General features: G+C 39.7%; 10 protein-coding genes. 5 read left to right on the top strand and 5 right to left on the bottom strand.

Annotated features, from left to right (window positions below; all coding sequences use genetic code 11):
- Positions 1-218 precede the first annotated feature (218 nt).
- Positions 219-2,261 (top strand): 7TM diverse intracellular signaling domain-containing protein, encoded by a 2,043-nt coding sequence (locus tag A0128_RS16910; RefSeq protein ID WP_069608579.1) that lies wholly within the window; start codon positions 219-221, stop codon positions 2,259-2,261.
- A gap of 119 nt (positions 2,262-2,380) precedes the next feature.
- On the opposite strand, the gene lsa25.6 is transcribed toward A0128_RS16910, so the two are convergent.
- A complete protein-coding gene (lsa25.6, locus tag A0128_RS16905; protein ID WP_069608578.1) occupies positions 2,381-3,064 on the bottom strand; it encodes an Lsa25.6 family adhesin in 684 nt (227 codons plus the stop codon).
- A 79-nt stretch (positions 3,065-3,143) separates the two neighbouring features.
- Entirely contained in the window at positions 3,144-3,905 is a 762-nt protein-coding gene (locus tag A0128_RS16900; protein WP_069608577.1) for a hypothetical protein, read from the bottom strand.
- 511 nt (positions 3,906-4,416) lie between these two features.
- Between A0128_RS16900 and A0128_RS16895 the strand changes: the two genes are divergently transcribed.
- The 3 genes from A0128_RS16895 to A0128_RS16885 all read left to right on the top strand — a co-directional run bounded on the left by A0128_RS16895 (position 4,417) and on the right by A0128_RS16885 (position 10,259).
- Positions 4,417-5,712, top strand: coding sequence for an adenylate/guanylate cyclase domain-containing protein (locus tag A0128_RS16895; RefSeq protein WP_069608576.1), 1,296 nt, complete (start codon positions 4,417-4,419; stop codon positions 5,710-5,712).
- Between the two features lie 141 nt (positions 5,713-5,853).
- A complete protein-coding gene (locus tag A0128_RS16890; protein ID WP_083244162.1) occupies positions 5,854-7,968 on the top strand; it encodes an adenylate/guanylate cyclase domain-containing protein in 2,115 nt (704 codons plus the stop codon).
- A 152-nt stretch (positions 7,969-8,120) separates the two neighbouring features.
- The gene (locus tag A0128_RS16885) at positions 8,121-10,259 is read left to right on the top strand and encodes an adenylate/guanylate cyclase domain-containing protein (RefSeq protein WP_069608575.1); all 2,139 of its coding nucleotides are present in this window, start codon (positions 8,121-8,123) and stop codon (positions 10,257-10,259) included.
- A 9-nt stretch (positions 10,260-10,268) separates the two neighbouring features.
- Here the strand turns inward: A0128_RS16885 and A0128_RS21915 are convergent, their stop codons facing one another.
- The gene (locus A0128_RS21915) at positions 10,269-12,635 is read right to left on the bottom strand and encodes a dual specificity protein phosphatase family protein (protein ID WP_083244161.1); all 2,367 of its coding nucleotides are present in this window, start codon (positions 12,633-12,635) and stop codon (positions 10,269-10,271) included.
- Positions 12,636-13,090: 455 nt separating this feature from the next.
- Between A0128_RS21915 and A0128_RS16875 the strand changes: the two genes are divergently transcribed.
- The gene (locus A0128_RS16875; protein WP_069608574.1) at positions 13,091-14,026 is read left to right on the top strand and encodes an alpha/beta hydrolase; all 936 of its coding nucleotides are present in this window, start codon (positions 13,091-13,093) and stop codon (positions 14,024-14,026) included.
- Here A0128_RS16875 and A0128_RS16870 read toward each other — a convergent pair.
- Positions 14,016-15,638 (bottom strand): N-acyl amino acid synthase FeeM domain-containing protein, encoded by a 1,623-nt coding sequence (locus A0128_RS16870; RefSeq protein WP_069608573.1) that lies wholly within the window; start codon positions 15,636-15,638, stop codon positions 14,016-14,018. The genes A0128_RS16875 and A0128_RS16870 overlap by 11 nt on opposite strands.
- Positions 15,628-18,504 carry a SpoIIE family protein phosphatase gene (locus tag A0128_RS16865; protein WP_069608572.1) on the bottom strand — a complete coding sequence of 959 codons (2,877 nt, stop codon included), beginning with the start codon at positions 18,502-18,504 and terminating at the stop codon, positions 15,628-15,630. Before A0128_RS16865 ends, A0128_RS16870 begins: the two co-directional genes overlap by 11 nt.
- Positions 18,505-18,578 lie beyond the last annotated feature (74 nt).

The raw sequence follows: 18,578 nt of genomic DNA, 5'->3' as shown, positions 1-18,578 counted from the left end.
AAAAGATGGGCTTTCGTTTCGTAATCTTATAATCGTATTGTTGAAATATAAGATCGTATGTTAGAATCAAATCTTCGATTTTAATAAACGAATACGACTCTCTCAATTCTTCCTCATAATTTCCATTTTTTATCTTGGAAATAAATAGTTGTTTATCGTTTTTTCCGATGAGTAAACCCTTGCTTGGATTTGCTTGAAAACAAGGGAGATGGAATAAGGTGAGTTTGATTCATGCTATAGGACTTTTATTTCTTTTTCTATCGGCGCCGATCTTTGGAGAAAGAATCCCTTTTGAGAACGACCAGGTTCGTTTGGGCATTTACTCTCAAATTCTGGAAGATCCGGATTCTAAATTTACCATCGATTCAGTTCAAGGGCTTGCGTTCCAAAATTCAGATCAAGCGAATCCATCCTTTGGATTTACAAAGTCGTCTTATTGGTTGAAATTTACTCTTTCTAATCCAGAAAATTCCGTTCGAGAAAAGATGATAGAGGTGACGTTCCCTCTCATTGACGAGATCGCACTTTACGCTCCGGACGCGGGCGGCTTCAAAGAAACAGTGGTAGGTATTACGAAACCTTTTGCGGAAAGACCGATCAAAAGTCATACTTTCGTTTTTCCGATCCAAGTGTCTCCGGGAGAATCGACCTATTATTTTCGATTTAAGAACGACGACAGCATGCAGATGCCGTTGATACTCTGGGAACCGACCGCGTTTCATAAGAATATTAGAAATATTCAATATATCAACGGAATCTATTTCGGAATTTTGATTGCGATGGCCGTGTATAATCTTTTTCTACTTTTGACGGTAAGAGATAAAAGTTATTTCTATTACGTTTTTTATATACTTTGTTTTGCACTTTTTCTGATGTCTCAATACGGTTTCGCTTACGAATATTTCTGGCCGGATTTTTCCTGGGGCGCTCGAAGGATGAATCCTTTTTTAGCGGGTCTTTTAGAATTGAGCATTTTACTTTTTACTCGCGACTTTTTGGATACGAAGAATACGTTTCCCAAATTGCATAAGTTCAATTGGATATTGATCTTACTTTGTGCGGTGGCTTCCATTTCTTCCTTTTTCGTAACTCTAACTCAAGCCGCGTTTCAAGTCGCTATCCTTGGATTATTTACGGTGTTTTCCATTCTTGGATTTGGTATGAAAGCATTGTTATCCGGGTTTCGACCGGCACGTTATTTTATGATCGCGTTCTCCGCTTTGCTTTTTGGAGGAGTGTTTTACGCACTCAAGACGATCGGCTTTATTCCGGTAAACTTTGTGACTGAATTTAGTATGCAGATCGGTTCCGGTCTGGAAGTCACGTTACTCTCCTTGGGGTTAGGAGATAGGATCTCTCTGTTGATCAAAGACAAACAAGAAGCTCAGAAGGAACTTATAAGGGAACAAAACGACTCGATCGAAAAACAGGCGCGTTTGAATGAATCCTTTGCGAGGTTTGTTCCATCGAAACTGATCAATCTATTGGGTAAGAATGAAGTGATTCAGGTTTCTCTCGGAGATCAGATTCAGAAAGAAATGACGGTTTTGTTTTCGGATATTCGGTCGTTTACTGAACTTTCGGAGACGATGAGCCCTCAAGAAAATTTTAATTTTCTAAATTCTTATCTGGAGAGAATGACTCCTGCAGTTGAAAAACATTCCGGAACGATCGATAAGTTTATCGGCGACGCCATCATGGCTCTTTTTGAAACGAATGTCGACGACGGTTTGATGGCCGCGATCGAAATGCATCGACAGCTAAAGGCGTATAACGTAGATAGAAACCGTCAGGGTTATAGATCCATTCAAACTGGAATCGCGGTTCACAAAGGACCCGTTATGTTGGGAACCATCGGTTCTAAAAATAGAATGGAAGTTACGGTGATCTCGGATACCGTAAATACCGCGTCTCGAATCGAAGGGCTTACTAAAAATTACGGCGCCAAAATTCTTCTGAGCGAAACTGCTTTTTCCTCTCTAAAGGATCCTTCCATCTTTCTCTATCGATATTTGGGAAGAACCTTTGTTAAGGGAAAGAAAGAAGATCTTGCGGTTTTGGAATTCTGCGATACGGAGAGCGAGGACGCTGAAAAATTCTTTAAGACAAAGGCGAAGTTCGAAAAAGGAGTTTTGAGTTTTTTTCAAAACGATTTTTCCGGTGCGGAAACGTATTTTATAGAAGTTCTTCAGGAATTTTCGACGGACTCCGCCTCCGCCTGGTATTTGAGCGCTTGTAGAAGATCGGCAAAGGCGGTCTGAGCTATTTTTGAAAGAAAGATTCTATAATAAATAGATTATCATCATTTCATTTTCTTCTTTTCAGGTTCGTCTATAGAAAAAATAAAAACATTATTAAAATTGAATATTCAAAAAAATAGTTAGATCGAAAAGAGGATCACCGCTTTCAGGCTCTCGTCTTGAATTAATTCGGGATGCAGCGCCCAAGATTGAGCCGGAGAAAGAGACGACGTTTTAGAAGTGATTGTTTGTTTTCTCGTTTTCAAGGCCTCGCCGATTGTCTTAGGATCGGATGTTTGTTTGTCGGGAACTCCGTCTTTATTTGTATCCAATTCCATTCTTTTCATCGGATAGATCCAAATGTCCGGTCTTTGATCTAAATCGGAATCGATTTCGATCCTCGCAATAATACCGGAATTGATCTTAGGTTTTGCAAAACGATTGTAGTATTGTGTTGTTTCAAAAAAACCATCCAGATCCCGGTCCACCTTTTCAATGAGTTTTAGATTTCCGGGTCCGAACCAAATTTTTGAATCTACTTTTTGAGGATCTTTGGAAGCGATCTCATTGTACAATGCTTGGTATGATTTTGGATCCTTGGGGTCCATTTTTAACCACATCCAATCATCCGGAACTTCTTTTTGATATTCAAAGGTTTCCATAAAGATTGAGATCTTAGAATCGGTTTTTGTATAGAGTATGTTCTCTATTTTACCGTCTTTGTTTTGATCGTGTGAGGTAACTTCGAAAGGAGAATTACAGTTTAGGAGCGAGAACAATAACGTGTAATGAAGAATCCGTTTGTTCAAGAATCTAAGTTGCATACAAATACCGTTTTAATTTTACCGTAAGGAAGGCTATTCTCTTCGAATAGCCTTCCTTAGAATATAAACTTTGTTTAAATCAGAATTGAGTGTTTAAGGTTGCGCAGGTGCTGTTTGCAGCGGCGCCACTTCCGTATGTACACTGAATTTGTGCAAGCTTTGAGATTTTTGCCTTTGTAGTCGCGGTCTGATCGAAACCGTAAACGCCAGCGAAATCGGTGGTTATTTTATTTCCAGCTGCAGTCACGCAGGCGGCGTCACCAGCGCCGGTCGCAGCAATAGTGAGGAAGCTAAGAGGAGCAAGCGTTTTGATAAGGTCTACGCTCACGGTCTTGAGGGCTAATATTTCCGCTTGAGAAAATCCCAAAGGCGACAACGCCGTGTTTAATGCTACGAGCCCTTCGATTCTGAGGTCAGCAATTGGAAAATATCTAGTCTTTTCGGCGTTCGTATCAAATGTTGTTTGAGCTGATGCAGTTGCGTTTGCTGTTGCTGCAGCATTTTTTGCGTTTGTAAGGGCGTTGCTTGTGTTGGCATTGCATCCCAAAGATGTAGCGAGTGTTTGTGCTACATCGTAGTTTGCTTGCGTAATCAATGTATTTGCAGCTAAAGTAGATCCTACGATCGTTGCTTGGTTACAGCCGCCCTTTGGGATCACGCTTAAGCTTGCTGAAAATAGGGTTGAATTGGTTCTTTGCACGACCGCGCAGTTTCCGCTGGTTTGATCCAGAAGGAAGAGTAACGCTGTGGTTGCCGTGTTGTCGTCTTTATCTTTCTTACAAGCGGACAAAAGCATTGTCAGAACAAGTAAAGCTACGAGTTTCGTAGTGTGTTTTTTCATGTAGAAGGTTCTCCTCTTAGTTTACCTTCTAACAAGCTTAGCTCCACCGCTTTGAATGAATTATATCTAATTCAATAAATTTATATAATATAATTATAATATATAAATAAAGATATATATCCATACGAATCAGGATTTTAATGTAGGAATACAGTTATAAATAATTTATGGACAATCTCTGTATCACGGTTTGATGGATTTTCGTTTTTGTTGTTTGTGTTTCGCATAACTTTAAATTAATGAAAGACGGGAGCGGTTATTTCCCGGTTGGAAATGGGGAAGGGGTGATTTTATGAGAATTTTTTATTGGGAACTCAAGATTATAATTCATTTCTTTTTCTATCATCGAGGAGTTGGGCCTTTTTCGATTTCATTTTTGGTTCTCAGAAGGAAAGGAGCGTAAAAAACTGCGGCCGAGAATTTTAAGATCGATTGTCTGAAGTCACAAAAAACCATCCTTCCTCTAAAAATTCTTTGAAATTTAATTCTTCTGTGAAAGATTCACGAGGCCATGACAAGTCCTCGCGATAAAGAATCGTATTCTTCTTATTTAGAATTTGAGATCAACTCTACGTTACAAAAGGTAAGTTTCTATTCTTCCGTTTTAGGAACGACTTCTGCGATTGCTCTGATTTGGATGCAAAGAAAAGGAATCATCTTTCAGATGCAGGTGCCGATTTTATGGACTCTCATCGGAGGGATCGCTTCTTTTTTCTTTTATCTCCTTGCAAAATTCAAAATGGTGAAAGGCGCACGGATCTATCTTGTGATCTTGTTTTATTCTACGGTTCCGGGAATTTTGTATGTCCTCGCCGAGGCCTATCTTCCGTTAGGCGCCGCCACCTACATTACCGGCCCCGCTTCTTATCTTTATTTTTTTATGATAATCCTTTCGGGTTTTGCTCTGAATGAACGGTTATCGATTCTTTCCGGTTCTTATTGCGGTCTTCAGTATCTTGTCTTTTACATTCTTTCGAGGGATGGAATCTTGGAGATTCATTCCAAGGATGTTCTTCAGTGGCACGATCTTACCGATCCTCCGATTTATTTTTTTAAATCAATGATGATGATTTTTTCCGGCGTTGTAGTCGGCGTTCTCGTAAGAAATACAAAACGTCTTCTTTCGGAAGTTTTGGAAAGAGAAAAAGAAAAATCGAATATCTCCAGACTTTTCGGACAATTTGTTTCCGAAGAGGTAAAAGAGAAATTGTTAAGAGAAGGAGTTACGGATCGTACGGAAAAGAAAAAGGTTCTCATACTATTTTCCGATTTGAGATCGTTCACTTCCCTAAGCGAAAAGTCGGATCCGGATCGATTGATTCTTCAGCTGAACGAATACTTTGATCGTATGGCGGATTGTATCACGAGAAACGGCGGAACTATCGATAAATTTATCGGCGACGCCATCATGGCCGTGTTTGGCGGACTCGTGGATGTAAATTCTCCGGCGGACGCCGCGTTAAAAACATCGCAAGAGATGCAAAGAGAATTGGAGATTCTCAATCGAGAATGGAGTCTTTCTCAATTTCCTATCTTAGAATCCGGTATCGGACTTCATTATGGAGAAGTCGTTCAAGGAGCGATCGGTTCTAAAAATCGATTGGATTTCACCGTCATCGGAGATAGCGTGAATACCGCTTCGAGAATCGAAGGTCTTTGTTCTTCTCTTAATGAAAAAATTCTTTTTTCCTCCGCAGTTTATCAGCTTCTTTCGGATGAAAATCGGAAGCGATGCAATTCTCTCGGTAAGTTTAAAGTTAAGGGAAGAGAAACGGAAATCGATTTATACAGTTTGAATATTCATTGACCTTTTCCTTTCACAAAGCAAAATATCCTTTCACAATCGGTCTAACGAGTCCATATCAAACAAACATGAAATCTAAACTTATACGGAACTTTTCTTTCAAACTGGAAACGTGTTTTCCGGATCGAATTTTTGGATAAGAATATGAAAGCTCCGAGAATCTATTCTTGGATTTTTGTTCTTTTCTTTTTTTCCTGTTCTTGGATGGAATCGATTCCGTTTCCAAAAGCTGAGAAAGGAATCTTAGATCTCACTCATTGGAATTTTGAAGCGAACGGACCGGCGCTTCTTGAAGGAGAATTTCGATTTTTATGGAATCAACTTTCTCAAGAATCTTGGACTGAAAGTTCCCTCTTTGCAACGGTTCCGAAGTCCTGGGTGAAACTCGATAACCCCGAAGGAAATAAATTTCCTTCCGAAGGTTATGCGACTTACTTTCTGAAGATCAAACTTCCGGATTCTTTAGTCGGTCAAGAATTAGCGTTTCAATCGGATATTTCCGAAACAGCATACGAAATTTATATTAACTCGAAGAAATTGGGATCGATAGGAACCGTCGGCGTGAGTTCTGAAAGTTCAAGGCCGGAATGGAACAAAAAGATCTATTCGTTTTTGAATTCGGAAAAAGAACTCAATCTTAAAATTCTTATCTCTAATTTTCACCACGCGAGAGGCGGGCTCACCGGAAAATTTTTTATCGGAAAGACCGCTCCCATTCAGTCGATCCGTGAAAAAAGACTTACGATCGAAGTGTTCGTATTCGGTAGTTTGGCGATCATGGCCCTCTATCATCTTACGTTATTCTTTCTTCGCAAAGAAGAAAAGTCGGTTCTTTTTTTCGGTCTTCTTTGTCTTGTATATTGTTTTCGTTCGATCAGCACGGGTGAGAATCTGATTCAAATTTTGATTCCTGGTTTGGACTATTCGATTCATAGTAAGATCGTTTATCTTTCGTTTTATCTGACCGTTCCGATCTTCGCTGCCTTTTTTCGTTCTCTGTTTCCGCAGGAACTCAACGAATATCTTTATTACGGAATTCTTTCCTTCGGAGGTTTTTCTTCGGTCCTAGTTCTCATTACTTCTCCTTCTTTTTTTACGGGTACGATCGATATATATTATGGTTTTACGTTTATTACTTTCTTTTACGGGTTTTATATTCTTACGCTTGCGATCGTAAGAAAACGAAGCGGAGCCATTCTTCTATTAAATGGATTGTTGGTGTTCTTTCTGGTTAGCGTCCACGACACTCTTTATAATAAAAGAATTATCAACACTGGCTATTTTTCTCCGATCGGTTTACTCGCTATGCTTTTTTCACAAGCCTACTTACTGGCCCGCCGTTATTCGCAGGCTTTCGGGGCGATCGTAGATCTAACCAATACGTTAAACAAGACAAACACCTCTTACGGTCTTTTTGTTCCGAGAGAGTTTTTGAAAATTCTCAATGAGAACAGTTTTATTGAAGTTAAGTTAGGCGACATCGCCGAAGAAGAAATGACGATTCTCTATAACGAAATCCGTCCTTCTCAGATCATTTCCGATCAGGCTTCCGCAAAAGAGAATTTTGAGTTTATCAATTCTTATCTTGGCAAGGTAGGTCCGTTGATCCGCGATCATAACGGGTTTATCGATAAATACTTCGGAGACTCTTTTCTTTCCTTGTTTTCTCAAAAGACGGAAGACGGACTTGAAACCGCGATCGGGATCCAGAGTATATTAAGAGAAATTAATATGTCCAGGATTAGCAACGGAAAAGAAGCGGTTCGAGTAGGGACCGGTTTACATCGGGGACCGATCGTTTTGGGGACAATCGGAGAATCGGAAAGGATGGAAGGCGCCGTAATCTCGGCTTCGGTCACGCTCGCTACGAGGGTCGGACAACTCTGTCGTCTATTTGATTCTTCCATCCTGATCACGGATCACGTTCTTTTTAGTTTGGAAAATCCAGAGAAATATCAGATGCGGGTTTTGGATCGAATTCAACTCAAAGGTCATAATTCGATTGTAACTATTTTAGAAGTTTTTAATGGACAACCCGACTCTCTTCTCAATGTCTTTATGGACACAAAAGAGGAATTCGAAAGAGGGATTTCACATTTTAGACAGAAGAATTTCGAAGAAGCCTGTGTTGTGTTCAATCGGGTATTAGAAAGAAATAAATTAGATCAGCCCGCACGTTGGTATCTCGAAAAATCGATTCACTACTGTAGATTCGGATCTCCCAATAACTGGGATGGGATCACGGTATTAGACGTATAATAAAAGAATCGTAGTACAAAAGGTATTTCGATTTTTTAAAAACTTTAGATGGACTCGCCGAAAGAGTTTATTCAAAGAAAGTAAAGAACTCGATTTTCAATATTCTTATTGACCAAGAGCAAGAGCGGGAAAGAAAATAAAGAAAACCTCCCATGATTTTATTTAGATTTTACCAAAAGAAGGTTTTGATTTTCCTCGGTCTGATTTTTGTTTTGAATCAATGTTTGACCGAAGTAGAACGACCTCAGGTATCCGCTTCTTCGGGAGTTCTGGATCTTTCCTCTTGGAATTTTGAAGAATACGGTCCTGTTGCGATGCAAGGGGATTGGGTTTTTCGTTGGAATGAGTTCTCCGAAAATCAGGATATCGGACCGGAAAAAAATAGGCTTATGCCGGTTCCGAAGGCGTGGACTCGGATTCAAACCCCCGAAGGAAAAAATTATCCCGGCACAGGAATCGCAACATACTTTTTGAAAGTGATTTTACCTCCGAGTCAAGATCTTAGAAAGTTCGCTCTTCTCGCGGAAACTTCGGAAACGGCCTATGAGATTTGGATCGACGGAAAAAAAATCGGAGCGCACGGGGTTCCCGGAAAAACGCAAGATACGTCGGTTCCCGAATGGAACGTTAGAGTTATTCCTTTTCAAATTCAGAAAAACGAATTTCAGATTCGGATTCCTCTTTCCAATTTTTATCACGCGAGAGGAGGTCTCACTGCGCGTTTGATTTTTGGAAACGAGGATCAAGTGATTCGACTGAGAGAAAGAAGAATTACGATGGATATTTTTCTTCTCGGCTTCCTCGTCGCGATGGCCTTCTATCATTTTACTCTTTATTTTTTGAGAAAGAAAGACGCGGCTCTTTTGTATTTTGGAATCATTTGTTTTGTCTTTTGTTTTCGAGAACTTAGTACGAGTCAGAATCTCATACAAGTGATCTTTCCGGGGATCAACTATCATTTCCACATGAGAATCGTCTATCTCAGTTTTTATCTCATTCCACCGCTCGCCACTTCCTTTTTGCGCGCCTTGTTTCCGGACGAAGTAAAGAAAGAAATCAGTTACGCTGTGGTTTTTATCGCTTCGATATTTTCTTTGGTCGTGGTTTCTCAAGATCCGGTTTTGTTTACGGGAACGATCGAATACTATTACGTATTTACATTTTTATGTTTTGCTTATGGGTTTTACGTTTTGGTCTTTGCACTGATCCGCAAAAAGCCCGGATCGATTGCGATTCTGATCGGTTTGTTTCTTTTCTTTTTGGCGTATAGTCAGGACATTTTTTACAATAAAAGAATCATTCCGACGTTCATCCTTGCGCCATTCGGTTTAATCGCGTTTATTTTCTCCGAAGCCTATCTTCTTGCAAAAAGATATTCTCTTGCGTTCGACGCCGTGGAAGATATGTCCGAAAGTTTGAAAAAGGTGAACTCTTCTTACGGTCTTTTTGTTCCGAGAGAACTTTTAAAAATATTAAATAAACATGATATTCTTGAAATAAAACTCGGAGATACGGTGGAAGAGGAGATGAGTCTTCTTTATAACGAGATCCGCGCGTTTTCAGATATGTCCGAGAAGATGAATGGAAAAGAAAATTTTGAATTCATCAATTCTTTCTTGGGAAAGGTCGGTCCGATTATCCGGGAAAAAGACGGGTTTATCGATAAGTATTTTGGAGAAGCCTTTTTAGCCTTATTTCCGCCTGAACCCGAGAAGGCATTGGACAGCGCGGTCGAGATCCAACGAATTCTAAGAGAATTCAATCGGGAAAGAATTGCGAATGGAAAAGACCCGGTTCGTTCCGGAAGCGGCATCCATACGGGACCGATTTTATTAGGGACGATTGGAGAAGCGGAAAGAATGGAAAGCACCGTCATTTCCTCTTCCGTAAGCGTGGTAACTAAAATAGGACAACTCAGTCGGACGTATGAGTCGTCTTTACTCATCACGGATTCAACTCTATTTCGTTTAACAAATTCTTCTAAATATCATTACCGGGTTGTGGATCGGATTCAGATTCGAGATCAGAAAACGGTTCACACGGTCTTGGAAGTGTTTAACGGACTTTCAGAAAACCTGATTGATTCTTACATGAATACTCGGGAAGAATTTGAGCGCGGAATTCTTATGTTTCGAGAAAAACATTTCGAAGAAGCCTGCGTGGTTTTTAATCGAATTCTCGAAAAAAATCGAGCGGACCAGGCCGCGAGGGTTTATCTTGAGAAGTCGGTTCACCACTGCCGATTCGGTGTTCCTGAGAACTGGCAGGGAGTAACTCTGCTTGGGGAATAATCAAAATCTCTAATTTAGAATTATGTCATCGAGTATTCTTGTTTCAAAATCGGATAAGAATTCTTCTTGAACCTTGGATTCGATCGCTCTTTCACTTCTGGATTCTCGAACCAAAGAAATGGCTTCGCTCGAACTTATTTTTTCTTTCCAGATCGTATACGCCGCTGCGAGAGTTCCGGAACGTCCCAAGCCGCCGACACAATGAATGAGGAGCTTTCCTTTTTTGGAAAGTGCTTGGTCCATCCATTTTAGAACGGGAATTGCCTGTTCGATCAACGGCGCGGTTTGATCCAAGACCGGGCAATAGTAAACGTCAAGTCCTCGGTTTTTGTATTCTTCTTTAAGATCCTTCACTCCGTATTCGGAAAATTCATTTTCAGTAAGAAGGCAAAGGATGTGAGTGATTCCTTCTTTCTGAATCGTTTCGACGTCTTCTTTTAAATTTCGTTCTCGATCCTTTCGACCGGGAAGAATCGTGAGTCCGATCCGAGAAAGATCCCCTCGTTGCGAATCGGATTTGAGATAATCGATTCGGAGGGTCTTTGATTTTTGAATGTATTCTCTGATTCCGGTGATACAAAGGGTTCCCGAGTAGAGCGCCCATTTTTTCTGCCACTCGTTCGATTCGTCGAAAGAAAGAGTATGCATTGCGTAACGTAAAGCTCCCGTATGCAGTTGATACGGATCTCGGTCCATCTTTATAAGAAAAGGATAATACGATCGAAGATGTGCTATAATCGAATAGGCCTTGTCGATCTTAGGATATTTCCAGGGTTTTTCCGGGTTTAGGGGAAGCGGAACTCCAAGATCGGAAACTTTGAGAAGGGCGTCGCTGAGCTTGATCGCTTCCCTCCATTCTTCCGAGTTTTGAATCTTAGTAAAGATATAGAGGATATCGTTTTCGAGCTTGATCAAATCCTTTAGGATATGTCCTTTGTGAGTGTGAAAAAAATCGATCAACCAGACGTTGTTCTGAGCGTCTAAGATGATGTTGGCGCCGTTCAGATCTCCGTGAATATAAGAAGTGTAGTGTGAAACTGCTGCATATTCTTTGAGAGTAACCAGGTCTTCTTCGTAAAATTTGCAAACGTTTGGAACGATCACTCCCGATTCGATTTCAATCGTATCACCAATCGCCGGTTTTCCTGAAATCGATTCGACCCTTTTTCTTACTCCGGGCGCGTATTTAGATTGAAAATCATAATATTCTAATAGGTTTAATTTTTCTTGGACCGACGCGTCGTAGAGTTTTGCTAATTGTTTTAAAAATACAATATCCAGAATTTTTTTTAATTCTTGAACGTTTTCGGTCGCCTCATACGTTTTTTGAAACGTCCGAACATTCCCTTCCAACATTGCCGCATAACGGTATTTAATCGCTCCTCTGTTCTCTAATTCCGCAAAGTCAACGATGGAAGGAGCGTTGTTTCCCAAGACTTCTTCGATTCTTTCAAAGGAAATTCTTTCCCTGGCGATGAGATCTCGGGAACCGATCTTGATCACCGAAGGAACCTGGCTGTGTCCGATATGATCTATGGACTTGGATTTTAATACGACATTACCCGAAAAGCCGCCGTCCAGACATTTGAATTCCACGTTTTTGCAATCTCTAAAAAGATAGAGGAGGAGTTTTTCGTCGGTCTCATTGACTTTGTAGTCGTCTTCGTATCGAAAATGATCCGTGGATATTCTAGAATGTGTGATTTTCTTTTCTAAATTCGGAACGCTTCCGCTTAAGAAAGAAGTAAAAGCTCCGATGGAAGGAAAAATTTTTATTCCTAAAATTTCTTTCATCTGATCCAAAGCGATAAAGTGCATTCCAATGGAAGAAGAGGCGGTCAATGCAGGGCAAATCGCGATTTCCCATTCGGGATATCTTGTTTTGATGTCGTATGCAAGAAATTGAACTTTGGCTTCGGTCCAAACTCCCGAAATTCCGATTTTTAAAGAATGTCCTTTGAGCGGTCTTAAGATTTCTTCTAAATCCGTTTTTACGAAATCATTCAATCCAGATGCGTTTACGATTTGATGTCTTTTCTTTTGTTCTTCTTGGATCCAAGATTCAAATACGAATTCAGCTCCTTTTGTATTTTGAATACAGTGTTGCCCGAATTGTTCGAGATGATCTTTTTGGGAAGAATCCGAAGCGTCGTGCCAGTCTCGAATGTGAATGATCCAGAGATCTTCCGGTTTTACCGAATAGGCCCATTCAATCAAAGAATGAACCGGACCGTACTCGACCATCTCGCCTAACAATCGTTTTGCTTCTTGGTAACCGACGTGCAAGGCATTGGGAAGAGGGTCGTATTTTTCAAGAAGAGCAGTAAAGTCGTTTTGAAGACACTGAGTCAAAAGAATCGCTTTTGGAATTTGCATCGGGTTCCGTATTGTAAAAATGTCTTAAACCAAGTTGAATCAAGTATTGATTATCTAAAAATCCGAAATCTAAGCGAGAAATTGCTTGGAAGAAAAAAATAGACAGAAGAGATAAAAAAGCAATTGGTTTTTTTGGAATTTAATATCGTCAAAAAATAAAAATTTGGTTCCGTTATTTAGGTCGATCGTTCTTTTTTAATCGTTTATTCAATTTTTATAATCTACTGTTTGATATTTATTGATAGTAACCACATTTTAATTTCAAAAAAATAAAATTTCATCAATTGAGTATCAATATAAAAGAATATTCGAATAATCTTTCTCTCTTTATAGTTTAAATCAGTCGTTTGTTAGATAAAAACTTTTTTTTGCCATTTTGTTCATAAAATCAGCAATAATCGATTGACTGAAGAATTCATTTCAATAGTTTACATTTTCCAAATGGTAGTCATGAAATGAGACGAATCGTAATTCTTATAAGTTTATTTTCGATTTTTTATGCATTAGCCGTATTTTATTTTTCCGATCAGATCATACACTTTAAGAAAAAAACGTTAGAAGAGGATCAAAGGGAGCAAGATATTCCTTCTCTCGCCAAATTTGGGTTAGACGATCGCCCTTCTGAGGTAACGATTCCGTTAAAAGACGTAACCATTCGCGCCTGGTTGTTTGAACCGAAACACAAAAATCGTTGTGGGTCCGTAATTACACACGGTTATACGGTAACTCGTTACTCAGTACTCAAGTATGCACAGTTCTTTTACAGACTTGGGTGTCCTTCTTTAGTTTATGATGTTCGTTATCACGGTCTTAGCTCCGGAGATTCTTCCACATACGGTTATTATGAAAAAGACGATCTTTTACAAATCATTCAGTGGTTTAAAAATAGAACCGGTTTGAAGTCCTCGGAAATTGCGATTGCAGGTCAATCGATGGGAGCTGCGATTTCGCTTTTGGCTGTTGCAAAGTCCAAAGAACGATATTCGTTCTTACTCGCGGATTCTTCTTATAGTCAAGCAACAGTCGTTTTTCGTGAAAGGGCCGTTGTGTTATATTCCAAACTTATACTTACGATGTTGCCTTCCGCAATCTGGCTTGCCTCGGTTCGATCCGGAGCCGATTTACAAGATTCTTCTCCCGAATCCTTTGCTGAGATGATTCAGACTCCAACCTTGCTGATGCATTCCGCAGCCGACGTCGCCACGTTACCTTCTCATTCGGAAAGAATTTTTTCTAAGCTTTCCGTAAAAGAAAAAGAAATTCACCTAACACAATGGAATGCAAAACACAGTGAGAACTGGAATCGCAATCCTCAAGAGTATGAGAAGATGATTCGATCCTTTATCATTCGATATCGGATCGCCCCCTTTTATAATCTTATTAATCGCTAATGTCTGAATCGGAATTGATATTATTCTTTGCCACTTCGGCCTGATAACTGTCTATAAAACGTTTGATGATCTCGTAGTCCAATACCTTTTTTACAATGCTGGATTGAATGATCCCATTCTGAGTTTCTTTGATCATTCTTTGCGAGTTATCCATAAATTTAGCATATTCAATATATGTTTTATAGATTGGCGATAGAATTTTATATCCCATCGTTTTTGGCAAAACGCCTTGTCCATCCAGATACTTTGACATATCTCTATAAAGTTCGTTCCATCGCATCGGATCCAGTTTGAGTCCGCCGTAAGTTCCTACTCTTCTGTGAACCATAATCACGTCTAAAACCAAATCTCGATCGTTTTTTCGAAGCGTATATTTGATTCCAGTTTTCTCAAAACCCAGCGGTTCATAAACTTTCCATAAATAAGGATCGGTCGCCGCGATGATATAGGATTTGTTTGTAGTAATCAAAACATGAAAGATTCGTTCAAAGATCCCCATCAAAATATCGCTTTTCCGATAATCGTGATGCATACACAAGCCGACCACTTCTATCATATCCCTGGCGTTTGGTAGTTTTTTGAATTCTTCCGGTTTGATATGTCTTTGCAATTCGAAAGGAATATCCTCTCCGTTCGCAAAGAATACGTTGGCGCTTCCGATCAAACGATTGTGATGCCAAGCGGTAATAATTCTACTATTAGGATCATACCAATGTGATACGTCTGAGAGTTCGGCTTCTTTTTTTAATTTTTTTACAGCCGAATATGCAAGTTTTCTTAACTTCAAAACTTCAACGTATTCTTGCTGAGATTTGACGAATCGATACGTCATGATGTTCTTTATGTTGGCGGTATTGAATCCGAGTTTGCGAAGAGCAAACGGACCGATATCGATCAAACGAAGAAAGTATCTTACGATTGCCTTTTCCGTATTTTCCGAAAGAAAGTCGATGTTTGCTAAAAAGCTGATTCCGCCGGCAATGGGTTGAACAGCTTCGACCTTTGCGTGAATCGGTTCATTTCCGCTAAAAAGATTAAGGCTGAATACGATGTCCATCGATGGAAAAATCGCCAATGATTGATCGTAGTTCTCGATGAGAAATCGTTTTCTCGCGATTCTTTTAACTTTGATGAGAGAGGTTTGATCATAGAGAAAAGGGTGATCCATCAATCCGAAAAGAGGGATCTGATCCGAGATCTCCATCATCGTTTCCGATCTGTCTTGAAAAAGATCTTCGGAGCCTAAAATCCTATGGAGGCCCAATCTAAGAGGTTGTTCTTCCTTTTGCGATTTGTTTGCGATGCGACAATTGAAATTATAAGGATTCGTATCTTTCGGGGATAAACGAAAGTCGACCATGACTGAAATATTCTCTTTGAGATCTTCGCTTAACAAATGGAGATCCTTACTCAGGCTTTCTATTCCCAAGCCGAGCGAAGAATAATCTAGAACCCGGAACTCTTTTGGTTCCTTCCAAGTGGGATGAGAAGCAAATAATAATATATCCCCGCCCATACGAACGTCGATCCGACCGTGTTGTCTTCTTTCCGTAGAAGGCGCATATTGTTTTACATTCTTGATGTTTGAAACTAGGGTTTCTTCACTGTTCATTGTGGTTTCCGTTGTTTTCATAATATTTTGCCTCGTTGATCAACATTGTTGCACGGCTTACGTCGCCCGCGGTCTGGTAAATTTCAGAAAGATGTATTAAATTTTGCTTATGTTCCGGATTTCGTAGTCTTAGCCGTTCTCCGAAATCAGTGGCATTTTTTATATTTCCGGAATTCTTATAACATTTAGAGATGATAAATAAACAATCCGAATCTTCAGGAGTCGCGTTGCTATAATGTAAAGCCGCCTCGGCCGCCTTTTGATATTCTTTTTTTTGAATATAAACGTTTGTAAGTAGCTTGAGAATTTTTCGATTTCTTTGATACGTCGGATCCTTTTCTAAAATCGATTCAAGAAGAGGAATCGTATCGTCGTAATTCTTTTGTTTGAATTCGTTACGAGCTTTGACGTAAGTTTTGTTCACTTCTTCGGATTCGGAAGGCTCTATGACTTTTCCTAATTTGTATTCGACTCTAATCAGAGAAATGTCGTCGGTAACCTCGCCCGCAAGTTTGATTTCTTTTACGATCTCTTGGAGATGTCCGTCCCCTTTTTCAACACATCTGAGAAAGAAATCTTCATTCTCGTTCATGTTGGTACCGTTTTCATCTTGGATTAGAATATCGTCGCGTCCGTCAGAACCTATAATCAGAACGTCTTCCGGTTGAAACTGAAAGGTATTGATATGGAGACTAGTCTCCATATTGATAGGCATTCCCAGTTTTCTATAAAAGAATCGATGCGGAAGAAAGTTAGCAACTCCATCTCGATAATACGCAGGAAGGGGATGTTCCGCATTCATATAATATAATAAACCGGATTCTTCGTCGAGAAGGGAGACGAACACGGATACTAACATGGTGCCGTCGAAACTCGTAAAAATATTATGGAGTTCGATGAATGTGTTCTTAAGCCAACGTTCCGGAAAAAGATTCATTACATCGAAAGAATTTCTCGATCTTTCCAGAATGGCTTCGAAGACCGAGCCAAGAACCAACGCACCTCCAGCGCCTTGAATTGATTTCCCCATCGCGTCTCCGTTTAGAATGACGCTGTAAGATTTTCCCTTCAGGTTGATTTTACTGGAAACACAAAGATCTCCTCCGATCTCCGAAGCCCAGCGTTTGAACTGAAATTTCTTTTTTTGTTCCGTTAGAAATTCTACAAAAACGTTTTCCGACTTCGATTTGTTTTGAGCAAGAGGTTGAATAAGAAGAGAAGTTAGATAGTAATCCGCGTCTTGTTTTGTTTTTAATTCTTGAACCTTTTCCAAACTTTGTTGCAGTTCATGGGTTCTTTCTACGACCTTTTCTTCCAAAGTTTCAGCGTAGTCTTTCAGTTTTTCTTGTGCGGAACGAATGGAAGCCACCATGTGATTGAAGGATCTGGATAAGAATCCGATTTCATCTTCAGCCTGAACCGGAACTGAAACGTTATATTCTCCTTCGTTGACTTGTTTGACTCCGCTCAAAAGCAACATCAGCGGACGAATGAGGCCGCCGTGAAATAGATATGGAAATAGTAAAAGAATCAATAACGCAGTTAAGACGATCAAGGTCGCCATTTTTAAAACGATAGAATGTACCATTTCCATGTAAGAAGAATATGGATACGCGACTTCAAAGATCGTATTTTCATTTTTGATCAAGTAACGAACCAATAAGATCGTCTCTCCATTTGCGAGTTTTAGAGAACGATACATACGATTGGAAACCGCTGCCGACGAGGTTTCGTCGATTCCGTAATAATCCTTCCATTCTTCCTTGGATGAAATCGATTTCTTTTGGAGTCGATTTAGATATTTCCCCATTTCATTGGCTTCACTTTGAAATAAGACCTTCTGCTGAATTGTATTTAGCTTTTTGTGTTCTATCTTGAAAGAAGAAGCGAATAGGCCGTCGCTTTTGGGTCGCGATGCGATATAAATTACTTTGTCCGGAATGATGGTTTTATCTAATTTCTGAATATTCTTTAGAATCGTTTCTACTTCGATATTTCTCGCTTCGTCGAAATAGGTCTCGTTGATTCGAAAGGTAATTCTTGAAACGATGCTTAGGATCGTGAGCGTGGTAACAAGGGTTACACCGACGATCTTTACCATAAATGAAGAAGGTTGTGGAGAATTGTTTAGATAGATGACGGTATAGATAAATAACTGCAGGCTCGTCGCAGATGTAAGAAGAAGCTGGAAGTCGGCGAAAGAAATCTTTTTGGCCGCGTACAAAACATAAACCGCTGAAAAGCAAGTATGAAGTATCACAGCCCAGCCGAAAGAACGCAACATTCTCGCATTAGGACTCAAAAGATGGAAGAATCGATTGTCTCCGTTGTTTTCGTTTCTCCTAAATTCTCTCTCCTCGCTGACGGTTTTTCGGATGATTACGGTTAAGATCCATAAGAAAGTTAGAAAATGAACCAAACCCATCGGGGCGGTGGATTGTGGCGTCTGAAATTCAAAAAGCTGAGTATCGAAATTATAAAAGATCTCTGAATTAAGATTTTGTAATATATAATACGAATATCCGAAAATTCCGATTCCCGCAACGAAGAAGAAGGAAATATAAGATTCTTTTTTATTACGGTTTTTGGGAAAGGAATAGATGAATGATAACAGAACTAAGTTTGAAAAACAAGTATAGAGCGCTATAAGAAAGCTTGCTGGTTTGGCAACTTCCTGAGTAAAGATAGTAGTTCTTAATACGAATCCTAAGTTTAGAAGCAGTGCAAAAAAGAAATATCCGACTAAAAGCCAGGTTTGTTTAGACTTCCCCTTTAAGCTTAAAAGATATACTAAGAGGAATGTGGAAAAGATTGTCCCGGAGATATAACCTATCGAGTAATAATTGAGCTGGAGAACATTCGTCATTGTAATTCCTTTTTCGAATCAAAAGCGTGAAAAATTCTGAAGGGATATTAAATGGAGTTGAAATAATAGAGTCA

Source organism: Leptospira tipperaryensis, from assembly GCF_001729245.1.
Classification (GTDB): Bacteria; Spirochaetota; Leptospiria; order Leptospirales; family Leptospiraceae; genus Leptospira; species Leptospira tipperaryensis.
The sequence above is the reverse complement of the archived record's forward strand: the minus strand, read 5'-3'. Positions and strand labels throughout refer to the sequence as shown.